This is a genomic window from Actinoplanes philippinensis, from assembly GCF_900113015.1.
GTDB lineage: Bacteria > Actinomycetota > Actinomycetes > Mycobacteriales > Micromonosporaceae > Actinoplanes > Actinoplanes philippinensis.
The window spans coordinates 198,352-212,317 of the sequence record NZ_FONV01000009.1; the positions used below are offsets into that span (position 1 = coordinate 198,352).

Sequence of the window (13,966 nt, forward strand, 5' to 3'; positions counted from 1 at the left end):
CGTCAGCGCAGCGGCGTGTGGGCGTCGCGCCAGGTGATCCGGTCGTATCCGTAGGCGCGGCAGGCGTCCTGCAGGGTGCCGCCGACCGGGTCGTGCTCGGCCCGGATGACCAGCTCACCGTGCACGTTGAAGAGGGTCGCCAGGACCGCGACGCCCGGTGACGGCGCAACCGCGACCGGGATGCCGGCGCGGCCGCCGCCGTAGGTGCTGATCGTCAGCGCGCCCTCCAGCGGCCGGGGCGGCCCGTTCGGGGTGACGGCGAGCAGCAGCCGGTCGAGGCGGCCGATGTGCAGCAGGTCGACGAGCAGGCGCGGGGTGTCGCCGCGGTGGTCGGCGCGCAGGCCGCCGGCCGTCGCCAGTGGCGCGTCGGCCGGGGTGAGCACGTGCTGGACCCGGTCGCTGGTCTGGCAGGCGACGATCAGCCAGCCGGCCGCGGGTTGCGACCAGTGGACGACGGCCTCCAGCCTGCCGACCCCGGACTGGACACGGGTGAGGACCGCGGTGGGCATCGCGGGGGTGAGCATCACCGGCTGGTCCGGTGTGGTGCGGCGGACCGGGGCGAGCCGGCGGCGGGCGGCGGCCGGCCGTTTCACCGGGGCGGGCGGCGGTTCGGCCCGTGGCGGGCGGCGGCGGTGACGCAGGTACGGCAGGTCGGTGCGGGGCGGGCCGTACATCACAGGGTCAGCCCGTAGTCGCGGGCCAGCCCGAGGATGCCCTCGGCGTACCCGTCGCCCAGCACCCGGAACTTCCAGTCCCGCTGGTGACGGTAGAGCTCGCCGAGCGCCAGGCCGGTCTCGGCGGTGAGGGCGCCGGCGAGGTCCTCGGAGCGGATCAGCTCGGCGCCGGTGGCCAGGTCGAGCACCCGGATCTCGCAGCGCCGCAGCCGGCCGAGGCTGCGTCCCCGGCTGAGGCCGTCGTTGACGTACATGACGAACACGATGGAGGCGACCGGGTCGGGCACGGCGTGCAGGTCGATCTCGATCTGGTCGCGGTCGGCGCCGAGGGCCTCCTCGATCCGCTGCACCGACATGTCGGGGGTGGCCAGCTGGTTGAAGAAGACGAAGTGCTCGTCGGAGACGACCTTGCGATCGGGGCCGCAGAGGATCGCCGCGACCACCAGGTTGTCGGTGAGCACGGTCTCCGCGCCGGCGTCGGCCCGGATGCCGGCGACGACGCCGGTCAGGCCGGGGTTCTCCCGGGTCAGCGGCGCGTTCGCGCCGCGCTTCATCACGGCCACGGGACGATCACGGGAGGTCCAGGTCGGAGCGGGTGAACTTGGTACGCAGGAAGCTGCTCTGCGTCGACATGGCGTCGAGGTCCCGGTCGCGGACCGCGGCGAGCGCCGTCGTCACCGCCGTGTGCAGGTCGGTGAGCTGGCGCCGCAGATGCTGATCGGGGGTCCGCCCGTCGGCGCGGGGCCGGTCGCGCAGGTCGTCGCCGACGGCGAGGTAGCCGCGCAGCGTGGTCGGCAGGTAGTCGCCGGCGGTGCCGGTGACCAGGATCTCGGTGGTGACCTCCACCGGCGGGGTGGCCAGGACCGCCCGCAGCGTGTCGGTGATCCAGCGGGCCTCCACGACCGCCCAGCCGGGGAGCCCGCCGCTGCTGCGGTTGATGAACCGGTCGAGGTCGTCGACCATCGCCGCCGGGTCGGGCCGCCGCGGGACGTCCGGCGGGCCGGGGCGGCGGAACCAGCGCACGGCTAACCGCCGCCCTCGTTCCGGCGGGCCCGTTCCAGGTAGGGCTGGGCCCGCTGGATCTGTCCCTCGAGGGCGTGCACGGTCTGGGCCATCGACTCGACGGCCTGCGCCCGGAACGTGTCGACGGCGTCCATGGTGGCGAAGACGTTGTCGAAGGCGGCCTGGAGCCGGTCCACGTCGACGGTGGCCGACGCCGCGTTCTCGTGGATCGCCGCGCCCTGGGTCCGCAGCTGCTGGGAGGTGGCCTCGATCAGCTGGGAGGTGACGTCGTTGAGCGCGTTGATCTGGTCGAGGACCAGTTTCTGGGTGGACAGCGCCTGCGAGACGATGACGGCGATCCGCAGCGCCGCGACGGTGGTGGTCTGCGACCGGTCGACCCCTTTGATCAGTTCGAGGTTGTTCTTGCGGATCAGGTCGAGCGCCAGGTATCCCTGCACGCTGACGGCCATCTGGGTCATGATGTCCTGCCGCCGCTGCCGGATGGCGAAAACCGCGTCCGAGGTCAGCGTCGCGGCGTCCTCGGTACGGCCGATGGCTTCGAGGGCGGCGGCCTTCTCGGTGAGGGCGGCGTCGAGCGCGGTGGCCAGCTCGTTGTACTCGCCGAGCCGTCCCATCGAGGCCCACAGGTTGGCCTTCTCGGTCTCGATGGCGGCGTTGTCCTTGCGCAGCTCGTCCTGGCCGGAGGCGAGGGCCCGGATGATCGCGTCGAGCTGGGTCTGCGCCGACTGGTAGCGGGCGAAGTACCTGTCGATCCGGCTGCCGCCGGGAAGCCACTTGAGGACCTTCTTGACGCCGGTGAGGTCGGCGCGTTTCGGGTCCAGTTCGGTGATCTTCACGCGCAGGTCGGCGAGGGTGCCGGCGACCCGGGTCTGGGCGTCGCCACCGCCTTTGCCGAGCGCGGCGGCCGGGCGGTCGAGCATCCGGTTGGCGGCGGTCGCGGCGGCCCGCATGTCCTGTTCACCCATGCCGGTGATCGACGCGACCTTCTGGGTGAACTCCGGCGACCGGAAATCCAGCGCCGCGAGTTCGTCGGCGAAGGTTCCGGCGCGCTGTTGCAGCTCGGTCTGCCGGGGCGCGGGCAGCGGGACGGCGGCGGCCGCCTGCTGCTGGGTAACCTCGACGACGGCGGCCGGCGGGGTCAGGACGAGGGGCTCGGTCGGTGGGCCGAGATCGAGGCTGGACATCCGGGATCTCTCTCGGGCGCGGGAGGTGAACGGCCTCATCGTTCTACAGCCGCGGGGGCCTGGTGCCGGAACGACGAATCCGGGCCACCCGTGCACCGCCGCCACTAGCGTTCGACATCGTGGTTATCCGAGTGTTCGGCTGGTCCTTCGCGATCACGCTCGCCGCGCTGGCGGGCGCGCTGATCCTCGGCGGACCGCGGGCGCTGGCGCTGGTGGCCATCCTGTGCGTGCTGGAGATCTCGGTGTCGTTCGACAACGCGGTGGTCAACGCGACAGTGCTGGAGCGGATGAACGCGTACTGGCAGCGGCTCTTCCTGACCGTGGGCATCGTGATCGCGGTCTTCGGCATGCGGCTGGTGTTCCCGCTGCTGCTGGTCGGGGTCACCGCGCAGGTCGGGCCGGTGGAGGTGATCCGGCTGGCGCTGGCGGGCGGGCCGCCGGAACAGCCGGGCACCTATGCGGCGCTGCTGCACCACGCCCACCCCAGCATCGCGGCGTACGGCGGCACGTTCCTGCTGATGCTCTTCCTCGACTTCGTGTTCGAGGACCGGGCGGTCTCCTGGCTGGCGTGGCTGGAGCGGCCGCTGGCCCGGATCGGCAAGGTCGACCAGCTGTCGGTGGTGGTCGCGCTGGTGGTCCTGGTGGTCACAGCCGAGACCCTGGCGCCCGAGCCGGGGACCGTGATGGTCGCCGGCAGCCTCGGGATCATGACGTATCTGCTGGTCAACGGACTCGGCGCGCTGGCCGAGTCGAAGGGCTCGGAAGAGGACGACCGGGCGGCCGGCATCCACGGCGACGCGCTGACGGTCGAGAAGTCGCTGCAGCCCGGCGGTCGCGCCCGGCCCGCCCAGGTCGCCGGCAAGGCCGCCTTCTACCTGTTCCTCTACCTGGAGGTCCTGGACGCGTCGTTCTCGTTCGACGGGGTGATCGGCGCGTTCGCGATCAGCCAGGACATCTTCGTCATCGCGGCCGGGCTCGGGGTGGGCGCCATGTACATCCGGTCGATCACCATCTACCTGGTCCGCAAGGGCAGCCTCGACTCGTACGCCTATCTGGAGCACGGGGCGCACTGGGCGATCGGGGCGCTCGCGGCGATCATGCTGATCAGCATCCGGCACGAGGTGCCCGAGGTGATCACCGGACTGGTCGGCCTGGCGTTCATCGGCGCGGCGATGGTGTCGTCGGTGATCCGCAACCGGCACGGCGGGCTCGCCGCCGCCGCCGACGAACGCCGCAAGGTTCTCATCGACGCCTAGGAGTGCGACCAATGAGTGTGAGTCTGCGCAAGGGCGAGACGGTCTCGCTGCAGAAAGCGGCCGGTGGCGGCAGCCTGTCGGTCGTCCGGATGGGCCTGGGCTGGGACGCCGTCAAGAAGCGTGGCCTGTTCGGCGGCATGAAGGATCAGAGCATCGACCTGGACGCGTCGTGCCTGATGTTCGACGGTGGCGGGCAGCTGGTGGACCAGGTGTGGTTCCGGCAGCTGAAGAGCCGGGACGGCGCGGTCCGGCACACCGGCGACAACCTGACCGGCGCCGGGGACGGCGACGACGAGAGCATCCTCGTCGACCTGGCGGGGCTCACTCCGGCCGTACAGCAGATGGTCTTCGTGGTGAATTCGTTCACCGGCCAGAACTTCAGCCAGATCCAGAACGCGTTCTGCCGCCTCGTGGACGAGCGGGCCGCCCGGGAGCTGGCCCGCTACGAGCTGTCCGGCAGCGGCACGCACACCGCCCAGATCATGTCGAAGGTGACCCGCGGCGGCGACGGCTGGGCGATGACCGCGATCGGCGCCCCGGCGTCCGGGCGGACCTTCAACGACCTCATTCCCCTGATCTCTCCACATCTGTAGAACTCGATCGGAGGCAAACATGTCAGTCAGCCTTACCAAGGGCGGGAACGTCTCGCTGACCAAGCAGGCCGGGCCGGGTGGACTCTCCGCGGTGACCGTGGGCCTGGGCTGGGACGTGCGTACCACCACCGGCACCGACTTCGACCTCGACGCCAGCGCGATCGTCGCCGACCCGAACGGGAAGGTCATCTCCGACCAGCACTTCGTGTTCTTCGGCAACCTGGCGACGCCGGACGGGCTGGTCCAGCACACCGGCGACAACCTGACCGGCGCGGGTGACGGTGACGACGAGCAGATCAACCTGCGGCTGTCCGAGCTGCCGCCCCAGTGCGACAAGGTGGTCTTCAACGTCTCGATCTACGAGGCCGACCAGCGCGGCCAGTCGTTCGGGCAGGTCCGCAACGCGTTCATCCGGGTGATCAACCAGGCCGACGGCCGGGAGCTGGCCCGCTACGACCTGTCCGAGGACGCGTCGACCGAGACCGCCATGGTCTTCGGCGAGGTGTACCGCAACGGCCCGGAGTGGAAGTTCCGGGCGGTCGGGCAGGGCTACGCGTCCGGGCTGCGGGGCATCGCCATGGACTACGGCGTCAACGTGGCGTGATCGACGATGCCGATCGACTACACGAAACGGCCCAAGCCACCGCCGGACCCGGGCCCGGCCGGCGGTGGCGTGACCCTGACGAAGGTCAGCCTCACCAAGGCGGCGCCGACCGTGTCGCTGACCAAGCAGGGCTCGGCGAGCGGGACGCTGCGGGTCAACCTCAACTGGAACGCCCGGCCGCCGACCGGCGGCGGCATGTTCCGCAAGTCGCAGCCCGGCATCGACCTGGACCTGGCCTGCCTGTACGAGTACGCCGACGGCCAGAAGGGTGTGGTGCAGGCGCTGGGCGGCGCGTTCCGGGACCGCAACTCGTACAGCCGGGATCCGATCTGCCGCCTCGACGGTGACGACCGCTCCGGCTCGGTCAGCCAGGGCGAGAACCTGTATGTCGACCTGACGAGAACCGACGCGATCCGCCGGATCCTGGTCTTCACCTTCATCTACGAGGGGGTGCCGAACTGGGCGGCCGCGAACGGGGTCGTCACCGTCCACCCGGCGAGCGGCCCGCAGATCGAGGTGCTGCTCGACGACGCCGACGACCGGGCCTCGATGTGCGCCATCGTGATGATCGAGAACACCGGCTCCGACCTGTCGGTGCGGCGCGAGGTCAGATACATCACGGGCGGACACCGCAAACTCGATGAGACGTACGGGTGGGGAATGCGCTGGGAGGCCGGGAGCAAGTGAGGCGATCCCACCTCGTACGAGTGGTTCGCATGAATTAATTGCGGTATGCGGCACTTCGCCCATCTTGCGCCCGCGGTACGCGGGCGGCTGTTCTCACGGGAGCCGGTCCCCTTCGACCGGTCGTCCGGGACCGAGGTGCTGGCCCTGGCGCTCGGCGCCACCCTCTACATGCCGGGGACCCGGCCGAGGCTCGCCGACGACCTGCGCCGGGCCGCGGCGCGCGGTGCGGTCAGCGCGGTGCTCTGCCTGGAGGACGCGGTCGACGACGACGAGGTCGCCGCGGCCGAGGAGAACGTCGTCGCGCACCTGCGGGACCTGGCCGCCGACACCGCCCCGCTGACCTTCGTCCGGGTGCGCCGGCCCGAGCAGATCACCGCGATCGCCGCGCGGCTCGCCGGCCGGGCGCCCGCGCTGACCGGCTTCGTGCTGCCGAAGTTCACCGAGCTGACCGGCGCCGCGTACCTGGAGGCGCTCACCGCGGCCCCGGCCGGGCACGGGCCGTGGTACGGCATGCCGGTCCTGGAGTCCGCCGACGTGATCCACCGCGAGTCGCGGGACGCCGAGCTGCTCGCGGTCCGGCGGCTGGTCGACAAGTACCCGGGCACGGTCCTGGCGGTCCGGGTCGGCGCCACCGACCTGGCCGCCGCCTACGGCCTGCGCCGCACGCGGGGGCTGACCGTCTACGACGTGCGGGTGGTGGCCGAGGCGATCACCGCGATCGTGAACGTCTTCGCCCGCGCCGACGGCACCGGCCGGATCGTCACCGGCCCGGTCTGGGAGCACTTCGGCGGCACCGGGCGGCTGTTCAAACCGCAGCTGCGGCAGTCGCCGTTCGACGTGCTCAACGCCACCGGGCTGCGCCGCGAGCTGATCTCGGCCGACCTGGACGGGCTGCTGCGCGAAGTGCTGCTCGACCAGGCGAACGGGCTGACCGGCAAGACCGTCATCCACCCCACCCATGTGCCGGTGGTGCACGCGCTGATGGTGGTGTCGGCCGAGGAGTTCGCCGACGCCCGCGACGTCCTCGCCACCCGCGCCCACGGCGGGGTTCGCGCCTCCGCGTACGGCAACAAGATGAACGAGTCGAAACCGCACCGCGCGTGGGCCGAACGGACCCTGCGCCGCGCCGAGGTGTTCGGGGTGGCCGCCGAGGGTGTCGGCGCGGTGGACCTGCTCATCGCGGGATCGGCGCCGTGAGGGCGGCCGCCGTCGGCCGGGCCGTGTGGACCGGCTCGTGGGTGAGCGAACGGCTCGGCGTCACCGTCGGCGGCGGCGCCGCCACCCGGCTGCTCGCCGGGCTCGCGTTACGCGACAACCCCCGGCGGGCCCACCTGCTCGTCTCCCCCGTGCTGGGCAAACACGTACCGGCCGATCCGCGGGCGGTGCTGACCGCCGGGCGGCGGCTGGGGCATCAGGTCCGCCGCTGTCTGCGCCGCCGCGGCGTGCCCGGACGGCCCCTGGTGATCGGCCTCGCGGAGACCGCCACCGCGCTCGGGCACTGTGTCGCCGACGTGCTCGGCGAGGCGGTCTGCCTGCACTCGACCCGCCGCGACCAGCCCGGCACGGTCCCGGCGGCCGAGTTCACCGAACGGCACTCGCACGCCACCCGCCACCTGCTGGTCCCCCACGATCCGGCGCTGCTGTGCGACGGCGCGCCGGTGGTCCTGGTCGACGACGAGATCAGCACCGGCGCGACCGTCGCCGACGCGATCCGCGTCCTGCACCGGCTGAGCCCGCGCCGCCACTACGTGGTCGCCGCCCTGCTGGACACCGCCGGCCCGGCCCGCTGGCAGGCCCTGTCGGCGGAGCTCGGCGCCGACATCACCCTGGTGGCGACCGCCCGCGCCCGGGTCACGCTGCCCGCCGGCGTCCTCGACCGCGGGCGCGACCTCGGCGCCCGGCACGGCACACCGCCGCTGACGCCGCCGGCCGCGCCCGAGGTGACCCACCTGGCGCTGCCGTGGCCGGCCGGCCCGCCGCCCTCGGCCCGGCACGGGTTCCACCCCGCCGACCGGCGCCGCCTGGACGCCGCGCTGCCCCGGCTGGCCGGCGCGGTGCCGCCCGCCCGGCGACTGCTCGTGCTCGGCGCCGAGGAGCACATGTACGTGCCGCTGCGCCTGGCCGCGGCGCTGACCGGCGGGGGCGCCCGGGTGTGGTTCGCCAGCACCACCCGGTCCCCGGCGATCACCGTCGACGACCCCGGCTACGCGCTGCGCGACGCCATCCGGTTTCCGGCCGCCGGGGAGCCCGGCACCCGGTTCGCGTACAACCTGGGCGGGCTCGGCGCCGACGCCGTGCTGCTGATGACGGATCAGCCGGCCGCCCGGGTGGACGGGCTGGTCCGGGCGCTCGGCGCGGTCAGCCCGCGGGTGTGGGTGGCCGCGTCGTGAGCCGCACCGCGCAGCCCCCGGCGCCGTTGCGCGGGCCGCGGTTCGGCAGCTACCCCGCCGACGAGGTCGGATGGCTGCTCACCGACCTGTCCACGGCCGCGCTGGAGGCCCCCGCCGAGGAACGTGAGGCGGCGATCCAGGCCGGGACGGCCCACTACGCCGACTCGCTGCCGATCGAGTACCAGCCCGGCGGCGACTACCTGGCCCTGTTCCATCAGGCGCTGCGCGACGGCGCGACCCGGCTCGCCCACGACGTCGGGGTGCTCACCGAACTGGTCCGGCACCAGATCACGGCACGCCCGGTGCTGCTGTCGCTGGCCCGCGCCGGAACCCCGATCGGCGCCCTGATGCGACGGTGGGCGCTCGCCGTGCACGGGGTGGACCTGCCGCACTACGCGGTCAGCATCGTCCGCGGCCGGGGCCTCGACACGGCCGCGCTGCGCTGGGTGACCCGCCGGCACGACCCGGCCGGCCTGGTCTTCGTCGACGGCTGGACCGGCAAGGGCGCCATCTCCCGGGAACTCGCCGCCGCCCTCGGTGACGGCGACGTGCCCGCGCGCCTCGCCGTCCTGGCCGACCCGGGTGGCTGCACCGCCCTGTACGGCAGCCGCGACGACTACCTGATCCCGTCGGCCTGCCTCAACGCCACGGTCTCCGGGCTGGTGTCACGGACCGTGTGCAACCCGTCCCTGCTCGGGCCGGGCGACTTCCACGGCGCGAAGTTCTACGCCGAACTGGCCGGCGCCGACCTGTCCCGGCTGTTCCTGGACACGGTCAGCGCCCGGTTCGGGGCGGTGTCCGCGGCGGTCGCCGAGGACTGGCCGAAGCTGGCGGCCACCGACCGGGCCCCGCGCTGGACCGGCCTGGCCGTGGCCCGCCGGATCGCCGCCGAATACCGGGTCGACGACCTCAACCTGGTCAAACCCGGAATCGGCGAGACCACCCGGGTACTGCTGCGGCGGGTGCCGTGGCGGGTGCTGATCGACAGCGCCGCCGGGCCCGAGGTCGACCACGTCCGCCTGCTGGCCACCCAGCGCGGGGTGCCGGTGGAGACGGTGCACGGCCTGCCGTTCCGCAGTGTCGGCCTGGTGCGGCGCCTGGCCCGATGAGCCGCCCGCTGGTCGCCTGCGACCTGGACCGCACCCTGATCTACTCGGCCGCCGCCCTCGGGCTGACCGGTCCCGATCACGAGGCCCCGCCCCTGGTGGTCGCCGAGGTCCACGAGGGCCGCCCGATCAGCTACCTCACCCGGCGGGCGGCCGGCCTGATCGAGGACCTGGCCGGGGCCGCGCCGCTGGTCCCGGTCACCACCCGCACCCTCGGCCAGTACCGGCGGATCCGGCTGTCCGACCGCCCGCCCCGGTACGCGGTGGCCGCCAACGGCGGGCACCTGCTCGTCGACGGGCGCCCCGACCCCGGCTGGCACCGGCGGGTGGCCGGCCGGGTCCGCCGGGAGTGCGCGACGCTGGACACGGTCAGCGGCCACCTGGCCCGCGCCGCGGATCCGGCCTGGCTGCTACGGGCACACGTCGCCGACGACCTGTTCTGGTACGCGGTGATCGACCGCCCCCGGCTGCCCGCCGGCCACCTGGCCGAACTGGCCGCCTGGTGCGCCGACCGCGGCTGGACGGTGTCGGTGCAGGGCCGCAAGCTGTACTGCGTGCCGGGCCCGATCACCAAGTGGGCGGCGGTCGCCGAGATCCGCCGGCGGCTGGACTGCGGGCCGGTCTTCGCCGCCGGCGACTCCCGCCTCGACGAGGAGCTGCTGTCGAGAGCCGACACCGGGATCCGGCCGGCACACGGCGAGCTGCACGACAGCGGCTGGCGCCCCGACCGGATCACGGTCACCACGGCGTCCGGGGTGCTGGCCGGCGAGGAGATCGCCGGGCTGCTCCTCGACCACGTCCGGCAAGCCGCGGGGCTCCTCGGCCACACCCGATGAACCGCCCGACCCCGCCGCCGGGCTCCTCCCCCACCGCCCGGCGAACCGCCCGACCCTGCCCCGCCACCCGACTCCACCGCCGCCGCCCGACGAACCACCGAGGGCCGGCGTCGCGACCGCCGGGCGGCTTGTCGGTCACGTCCGGTCGGCCGCCGGGCCGGCGGCGCTGTCGCGGACGACGAGGGTGGTCGCCAGCTCGATGCCGATCCGGGAGACAGTCTCGCCACGGCCGAGGGCCAGGGCCAGCTCGGTGGCGGCGACCGTCATCTCGGTGAGCGGCTGGCGCACGGTGGTCATCGCGGGATCGAGCATCCCGGTTCGGCCACCCGCGACGGCCACCTCCGGAGCGTCGCCCGACCCGGGCCGGGGGCTACGGCGCCGGGGCCGGGCGGAAGCTCTCGCCGGACAGCAGCGGCACCACCGTGCTCGCGCCGTGCTCGGCGGCGATCTCCACGTCCTGCCGGTAGCCGCCGGAGACCAGCTCCCGGCCGCCGACGCAGTCGAGCAGCGCGGCGCGCACGTCCGGCTCGACGTGCCGGTACGCGGCCGCCGCCGCTGCCGCCTCCGGGGACAGCCCGGTGACACCCTGCTCGATCAGGCCCTGCAGGAACGCCCCGGCGCCCCACAGATCCTCCACCGCGGGCCGCAGCGAGCCGTCCGGCCAGCGTTCGCCGGAGGCGATCACGGCCACCGCGGCGCCGTCCGGCAGCCGCCCGGCGGTCCATCGAGCGGCGGCCGACGCGTTGCGCAGCGACACGCCGATCACCGTGGCGCCGGCCTCGGCGAGGCGGCGGGAGACGGTGGAGCCGTTCGGTGACGGCAGCACCAGGCGGTCCAGGCGCGCGACGGCGCGGATCGTCGCCGGCGACAGGCTGACCGGGCGGCCGGGGCTCACCTGGGAACGGCCGACGGCCAGGACGGCCCCGCGTTCGGCCGCGAACGTCTCGGCCCGTTCGTCGCGCCAGCGGTACGGGAACACCTCGGCGCCCCGGTCGGCGGCCACGGTCAGGGCCGTGGTGAAGGACAGCACGTCGACGACGGCGACGATCGCCGCCCCCGGCCCGACGGCGTCCGCGCCCGGCGGGCCCCAGTCACAGCGCACCCGGTATGTCCCCTGCGTCAGGTAGGCGTCCATGCCGGTGATCATCGCAGGAGGCTCAGCGCGGGGCCGCCCGTGCCGAACAGAGACGGCAGGCGGATGAAGGAGTCCGGGATGGCGCTGGTCGGCACGGAGCACCACCGGTCCGTTCTGCTGTCCGCTCCCGACATCGGCGAGCTGGAGCAGGAGTACGTGCTGGCGGCGCTGCGGTCCGGCTGGGTCGCGCCGGCCGGTCCCGACCTGGATCTGTTCGAGGCGGAGATCGCCCGCCGGGCCGGGGTGCCGCACGCGGTCGCCGTGAACTCCGGCACCGCCGCGCTGCATCTGGCGCTGGAGGGGGTCGGCGCCGGGCCCGGTGACGTGGTGGTCGTTCCCACGCTCACCTTCGCGGCCAGCGCGAACGCGGTCCGCTACACCGGCGCCACGCCGGTGTTCGCCGACTGTGATCCGGCGACCGGCAACCTCGACCCGGAGCTGCTGTCCGGCCTGCTCGCCACGCTCGACGCCGAGGGCGCCCGGGTGCGGGCGGTGCTGACCGTGGACGTCTACGGGTCGTGCGCCGACTACCGGCGGATCCTGCCGCTGTGCGAGCGGCACGGCGTCCCGGTGGTCGAGGACGCCGCGGAGTCGCTGGGGGCGGAACACGACGGGCGGCCGGCCGGGTCGTTCGGGCGGGCGGCGGCGTTCTCCTTCAACGGCAACAAGATCATGACGACGTCGGGTGGCGGCATGCTGGTCACCGCGGACACCGGGCTGGCCGACCGGGCGCGCTATCTGGCCGGGCAGGCGCGGCTGCCGGCGGAGCACTACGAGCACGCCGAGGTCGGCTACAACTACCGGCTCAGCAACGTGCTGGCCGCGCTGGGCCGGGCGCAGCTGTGCCGCCTGGACGCGATGATCGAGCGGCGGCGGGCGGTGCGGGCGGCGTACGCCGGGGTGTTCGCCGCGGTCGACGGGGTGCGCCTGCTCGCCACCGGCGAGCCGGGCAACTGCTGGCTGACCACTGTCGTCGTGGACCCGCGGCGGACCGGCTGGCGCGCGCGGGACCTGGCCGCCCACCTGCGGGCGCGGGACGTGGAGACCCGCCCGGTCTTCAAGCCGATGCACCTGCAGCCGCTGCACGCGGGCGCCCGCGCCTTCCTCACCGGCGCCGCCGAGGACCTGTTCACGAACGGGCTGGTGCTGCCGGGCGGTTCGGTGCTCGGCGACGACCAGATCCGCCGGGTGCTCGACGAGATCAACACCTTTCTGGGGGTACGGCGGTGAAAGGTGACCGGGTGCAACGCGTGATCGACGTGGCCGTCGCCGGGGGCCTGCTGGTGGTGACCGCCCCGGTGATGGCCGGGGTCGCGGTGCTGATCGCCCGCCGGCTGGGCCGGCCGGTGCTGTTCCGCCAGCAGCGGCCGGGGTGGCACGGGAAGCCGTTCACGCTGGTCAAGTTCCGCACCATGCGCGACGTCGACGAGCAGCGTGGCCTGGTCAGCGACGCGGACCGGATGACCGGTCTGGGCCGGGCGCTGCGGGCGGCCAGCCTGGACGAGCTGCCGACGCTGTGGAACGTGCTGCGCGGCGACATGAGCCTGGTCGGGCCGCGCCCGCTGCTGATGCACTACCTCGACCTCTACACCCCGGAGCAGGCACGGCGTCATCTGGTCCGGCCGGGCGTCACCGGCCTGGCCCAGGTGAGCGGGCGGAACCTGCTGAGCTGGGAGGACCGGCTGGCGCTGGACACCTGGTACGTGGATCACCGGTCGCTCGGCCTCAACCTGCGCATCTGTGCCCGGACCGCGCTGGTGCTGCTGCGGCGGGTGGGCATCGCCGCGCCGGGGTCGGTGACGATGCCGCAGTTCACCGGGTCGGCGGCGGCCGGTGGCTGAGCCGCTCGTCATCGTCGGCTGCGGGGGCCACGGCCGGGAGATCCTCGGGATCGTCGCGGCGGTCAACGCGAGCACCGGCGATCCGTGGAAGGTGCTGGGTTTCCTGGACGACGCGCCGGCCGGGCCGAACCTGAGCGCCCTGGACCGGCTGGGCACGGCCTGGCTCGGGCCGGTGGAGATGGTGGCGGAGCTGGACGCGTACCTCGTCATCGGCATCGGTGACCCCCGGATCCGCGCCGCGGTCGCCGCCCGCCTCGACCCCGTCGGCCGTCCGGCAGCGACGCTGGTGCATCCGGCGGCGACGGTCGGCCCGGACAACCGTCTCGCCGAGGGTGTGGTGATGTTCGCCGGCGCCCGGGTCACCACGAACGTGACGCTGGGCAGGCACGTACATCTCAATCAGAACGCGACGGTCGGCCACGACGCGGTGCTGGCCGACTTCGTGCAGGTCAACCCGCTCGCGGCGGTGTCCGGCAACTGTGTGCTGGGCCGGGCCGCGCTGGTCGGCACCACGGCGTCGGTGCTCCAGGGCCGGTCGGTGGGCGCCGGCGCGACGGTCGGCGCGGGCGCCTGCGTGGTCCGTGACGTCGCCGCCGGCCGGGTCGTCAAGGGCGTGCCGGCGAGGTAGAGGAGGCTC

Annotated in this window: 17 protein-coding genes; 11 read left to right on the plus strand and 6 right to left on the minus strand. The window is 73.9% G+C overall.

The genetic code is table 11. The annotated features are described in order from the left end of the window. Positions 1–2 precede the first annotated feature (2 nt). From BM290_RS24365 to BM290_RS24380, 4 genes are read right to left on the minus strand one after another with little or no spacing between them, the layout of a single operon-like run. Complete coding sequence (locus tag BM290_RS24365) at positions 3–674, minus strand: hypothetical protein (protein ID WP_093617882.1); 672 nt, start codon at positions 672–674, stop codon at positions 3–5. Continuing rightward, positions 674–1,228: a TerD family protein gene (locus BM290_RS24370; protein WP_093618472.1), complete on the minus strand. Its 555-nt coding sequence runs from the start codon at positions 1,226–1,228 to the stop codon at positions 674–676. The genes BM290_RS24365 and BM290_RS24370 overlap by 1 nt, the downstream gene beginning before the upstream one ends. 16 nt (positions 1,229–1,244) lie before the next feature. Then, positions 1,245–1,697, minus strand: coding sequence for a hypothetical protein (locus tag BM290_RS24375; RefSeq protein ID WP_093617884.1), 453 nt, complete (start codon positions 1,695–1,697; stop codon positions 1,245–1,247). Between the two features lie 2 nt (positions 1,698–1,699). Next, a complete protein-coding gene (locus BM290_RS24380; RefSeq protein WP_093617886.1) occupies positions 1,700–2,881 on the minus strand; it encodes a toxic anion resistance protein in 1,182 nt (393 codons plus the stop codon). 119 nt (positions 2,882–3,000) lie between these two features. Here BM290_RS24380 and BM290_RS24385 point away from each other — a divergent pair, with 119 nt between their 5' ends. From BM290_RS24385 to BM290_RS24415, 8 genes are read left to right on the plus strand one after another with little or no spacing between them, the layout of a single operon-like run. After that, positions 3,001–4,137 (plus strand): DUF475 domain-containing protein, encoded by a 1,137-nt coding sequence (locus BM290_RS24385; RefSeq protein ID WP_093617888.1) that lies wholly within the window; start codon positions 3,001–3,003, stop codon positions 4,135–4,137. A gap of 11 nt (positions 4,138–4,148) precedes the next feature. Next, complete coding sequence (locus BM290_RS24390) at positions 4,149–4,730, plus strand: TerD family protein (RefSeq protein ID WP_093617890.1); 582 nt, start codon at positions 4,149–4,151, stop codon at positions 4,728–4,730. A gap of 19 nt (positions 4,731–4,749) precedes the next feature. Next, on the plus strand, positions 4,750–5,334 hold the full coding sequence (locus tag BM290_RS24395) for a TerD family protein (RefSeq protein WP_093617892.1): 585 nt from the start codon (positions 4,750–4,752) through the stop codon (positions 5,332–5,334). Between the two features lie 6 nt (positions 5,335–5,340). Next, complete coding sequence (locus tag BM290_RS24400) at positions 5,341–6,021, plus strand: TerD family protein (protein ID WP_093617894.1); 681 nt, start codon at positions 5,341–5,343, stop codon at positions 6,019–6,021. Between the two features lie 45 nt (positions 6,022–6,066). Beyond that, positions 6,067–7,218 carry an HpcH/HpaI aldolase/citrate lyase family protein gene (locus BM290_RS24405; RefSeq protein ID WP_093617896.1) on the plus strand — a complete coding sequence of 384 codons (1,152 nt, stop codon included), beginning with the start codon at positions 6,067–6,069 and terminating at the stop codon, positions 7,216–7,218. Further along, entirely contained in the window at positions 7,215–8,411 is a 1,197-nt protein-coding gene (locus BM290_RS49235; RefSeq protein WP_203779469.1) for a phosphoribosyltransferase family protein, read from the plus strand. Before BM290_RS24405 ends, BM290_RS49235 begins: the two co-directional genes overlap by 4 nt. Beyond that, positions 8,408–9,520 carry a cysteine protease StiP family protein gene (locus BM290_RS49240; protein WP_203779468.1) on the plus strand — a complete coding sequence of 371 codons (1,113 nt, stop codon included), beginning with the start codon at positions 8,408–8,410 and terminating at the stop codon, positions 9,518–9,520. The genes BM290_RS49235 and BM290_RS49240 overlap by 4 nt, the downstream gene beginning before the upstream one ends. Further along, on the plus strand, positions 9,517–10,353 hold the full coding sequence (locus tag BM290_RS24415) for an HAD family hydrolase (protein ID WP_093617898.1): 837 nt from the start codon (positions 9,517–9,519) through the stop codon (positions 10,351–10,353). The genes BM290_RS49240 and BM290_RS24415 overlap by 4 nt, the downstream gene beginning before the upstream one ends. Positions 10,354–10,488: 135 nt before the next feature. On the opposite strand, the gene BM290_RS48575 is transcribed toward BM290_RS24415, so the two are convergent. Then, a complete protein-coding gene (locus BM290_RS48575; protein WP_177319879.1) occupies positions 10,489–10,650 on the minus strand; it encodes a hypothetical protein in 162 nt (53 codons plus the stop codon). A gap of 73 nt (positions 10,651–10,723) precedes the next feature. Continuing rightward, on the minus strand, positions 10,724–11,500 hold the full coding sequence (locus BM290_RS24420) for a 2-phosphosulfolactate phosphatase (RefSeq protein WP_239143656.1): 777 nt from the start codon (positions 11,498–11,500) through the stop codon (positions 10,724–10,726). 66 nt (positions 11,501–11,566) lie between these two features. Here BM290_RS24420 and BM290_RS24425 point away from each other — a divergent pair, with 66 nt between their 5' ends. From BM290_RS24425 to BM290_RS24435, 3 genes are read left to right on the plus strand one after another with little or no spacing between them, the layout of a single operon-like run. Further along, positions 11,567–12,718 (plus strand): DegT/DnrJ/EryC1/StrS family aminotransferase, encoded by a 1,152-nt coding sequence (locus tag BM290_RS24425; RefSeq protein ID WP_093618478.1) that lies wholly within the window; start codon positions 11,567–11,569, stop codon positions 12,716–12,718. Positions 12,719–12,729: 11 nt separating this feature from the next. Next, complete coding sequence (locus BM290_RS24430; protein WP_093618476.1) at positions 12,730–13,329, plus strand: sugar transferase; 600 nt, start codon at positions 12,730–12,732, stop codon at positions 13,327–13,329. Next, on the plus strand, positions 13,322–13,957 hold the full coding sequence (locus BM290_RS24435) for a NeuD/PglB/VioB family sugar acetyltransferase (RefSeq protein ID WP_093617900.1): 636 nt from the start codon (positions 13,322–13,324) through the stop codon (positions 13,955–13,957). Before BM290_RS24430 ends, BM290_RS24435 begins: the two co-directional genes overlap by 8 nt. Positions 13,958–13,966 lie beyond the last annotated feature (9 nt).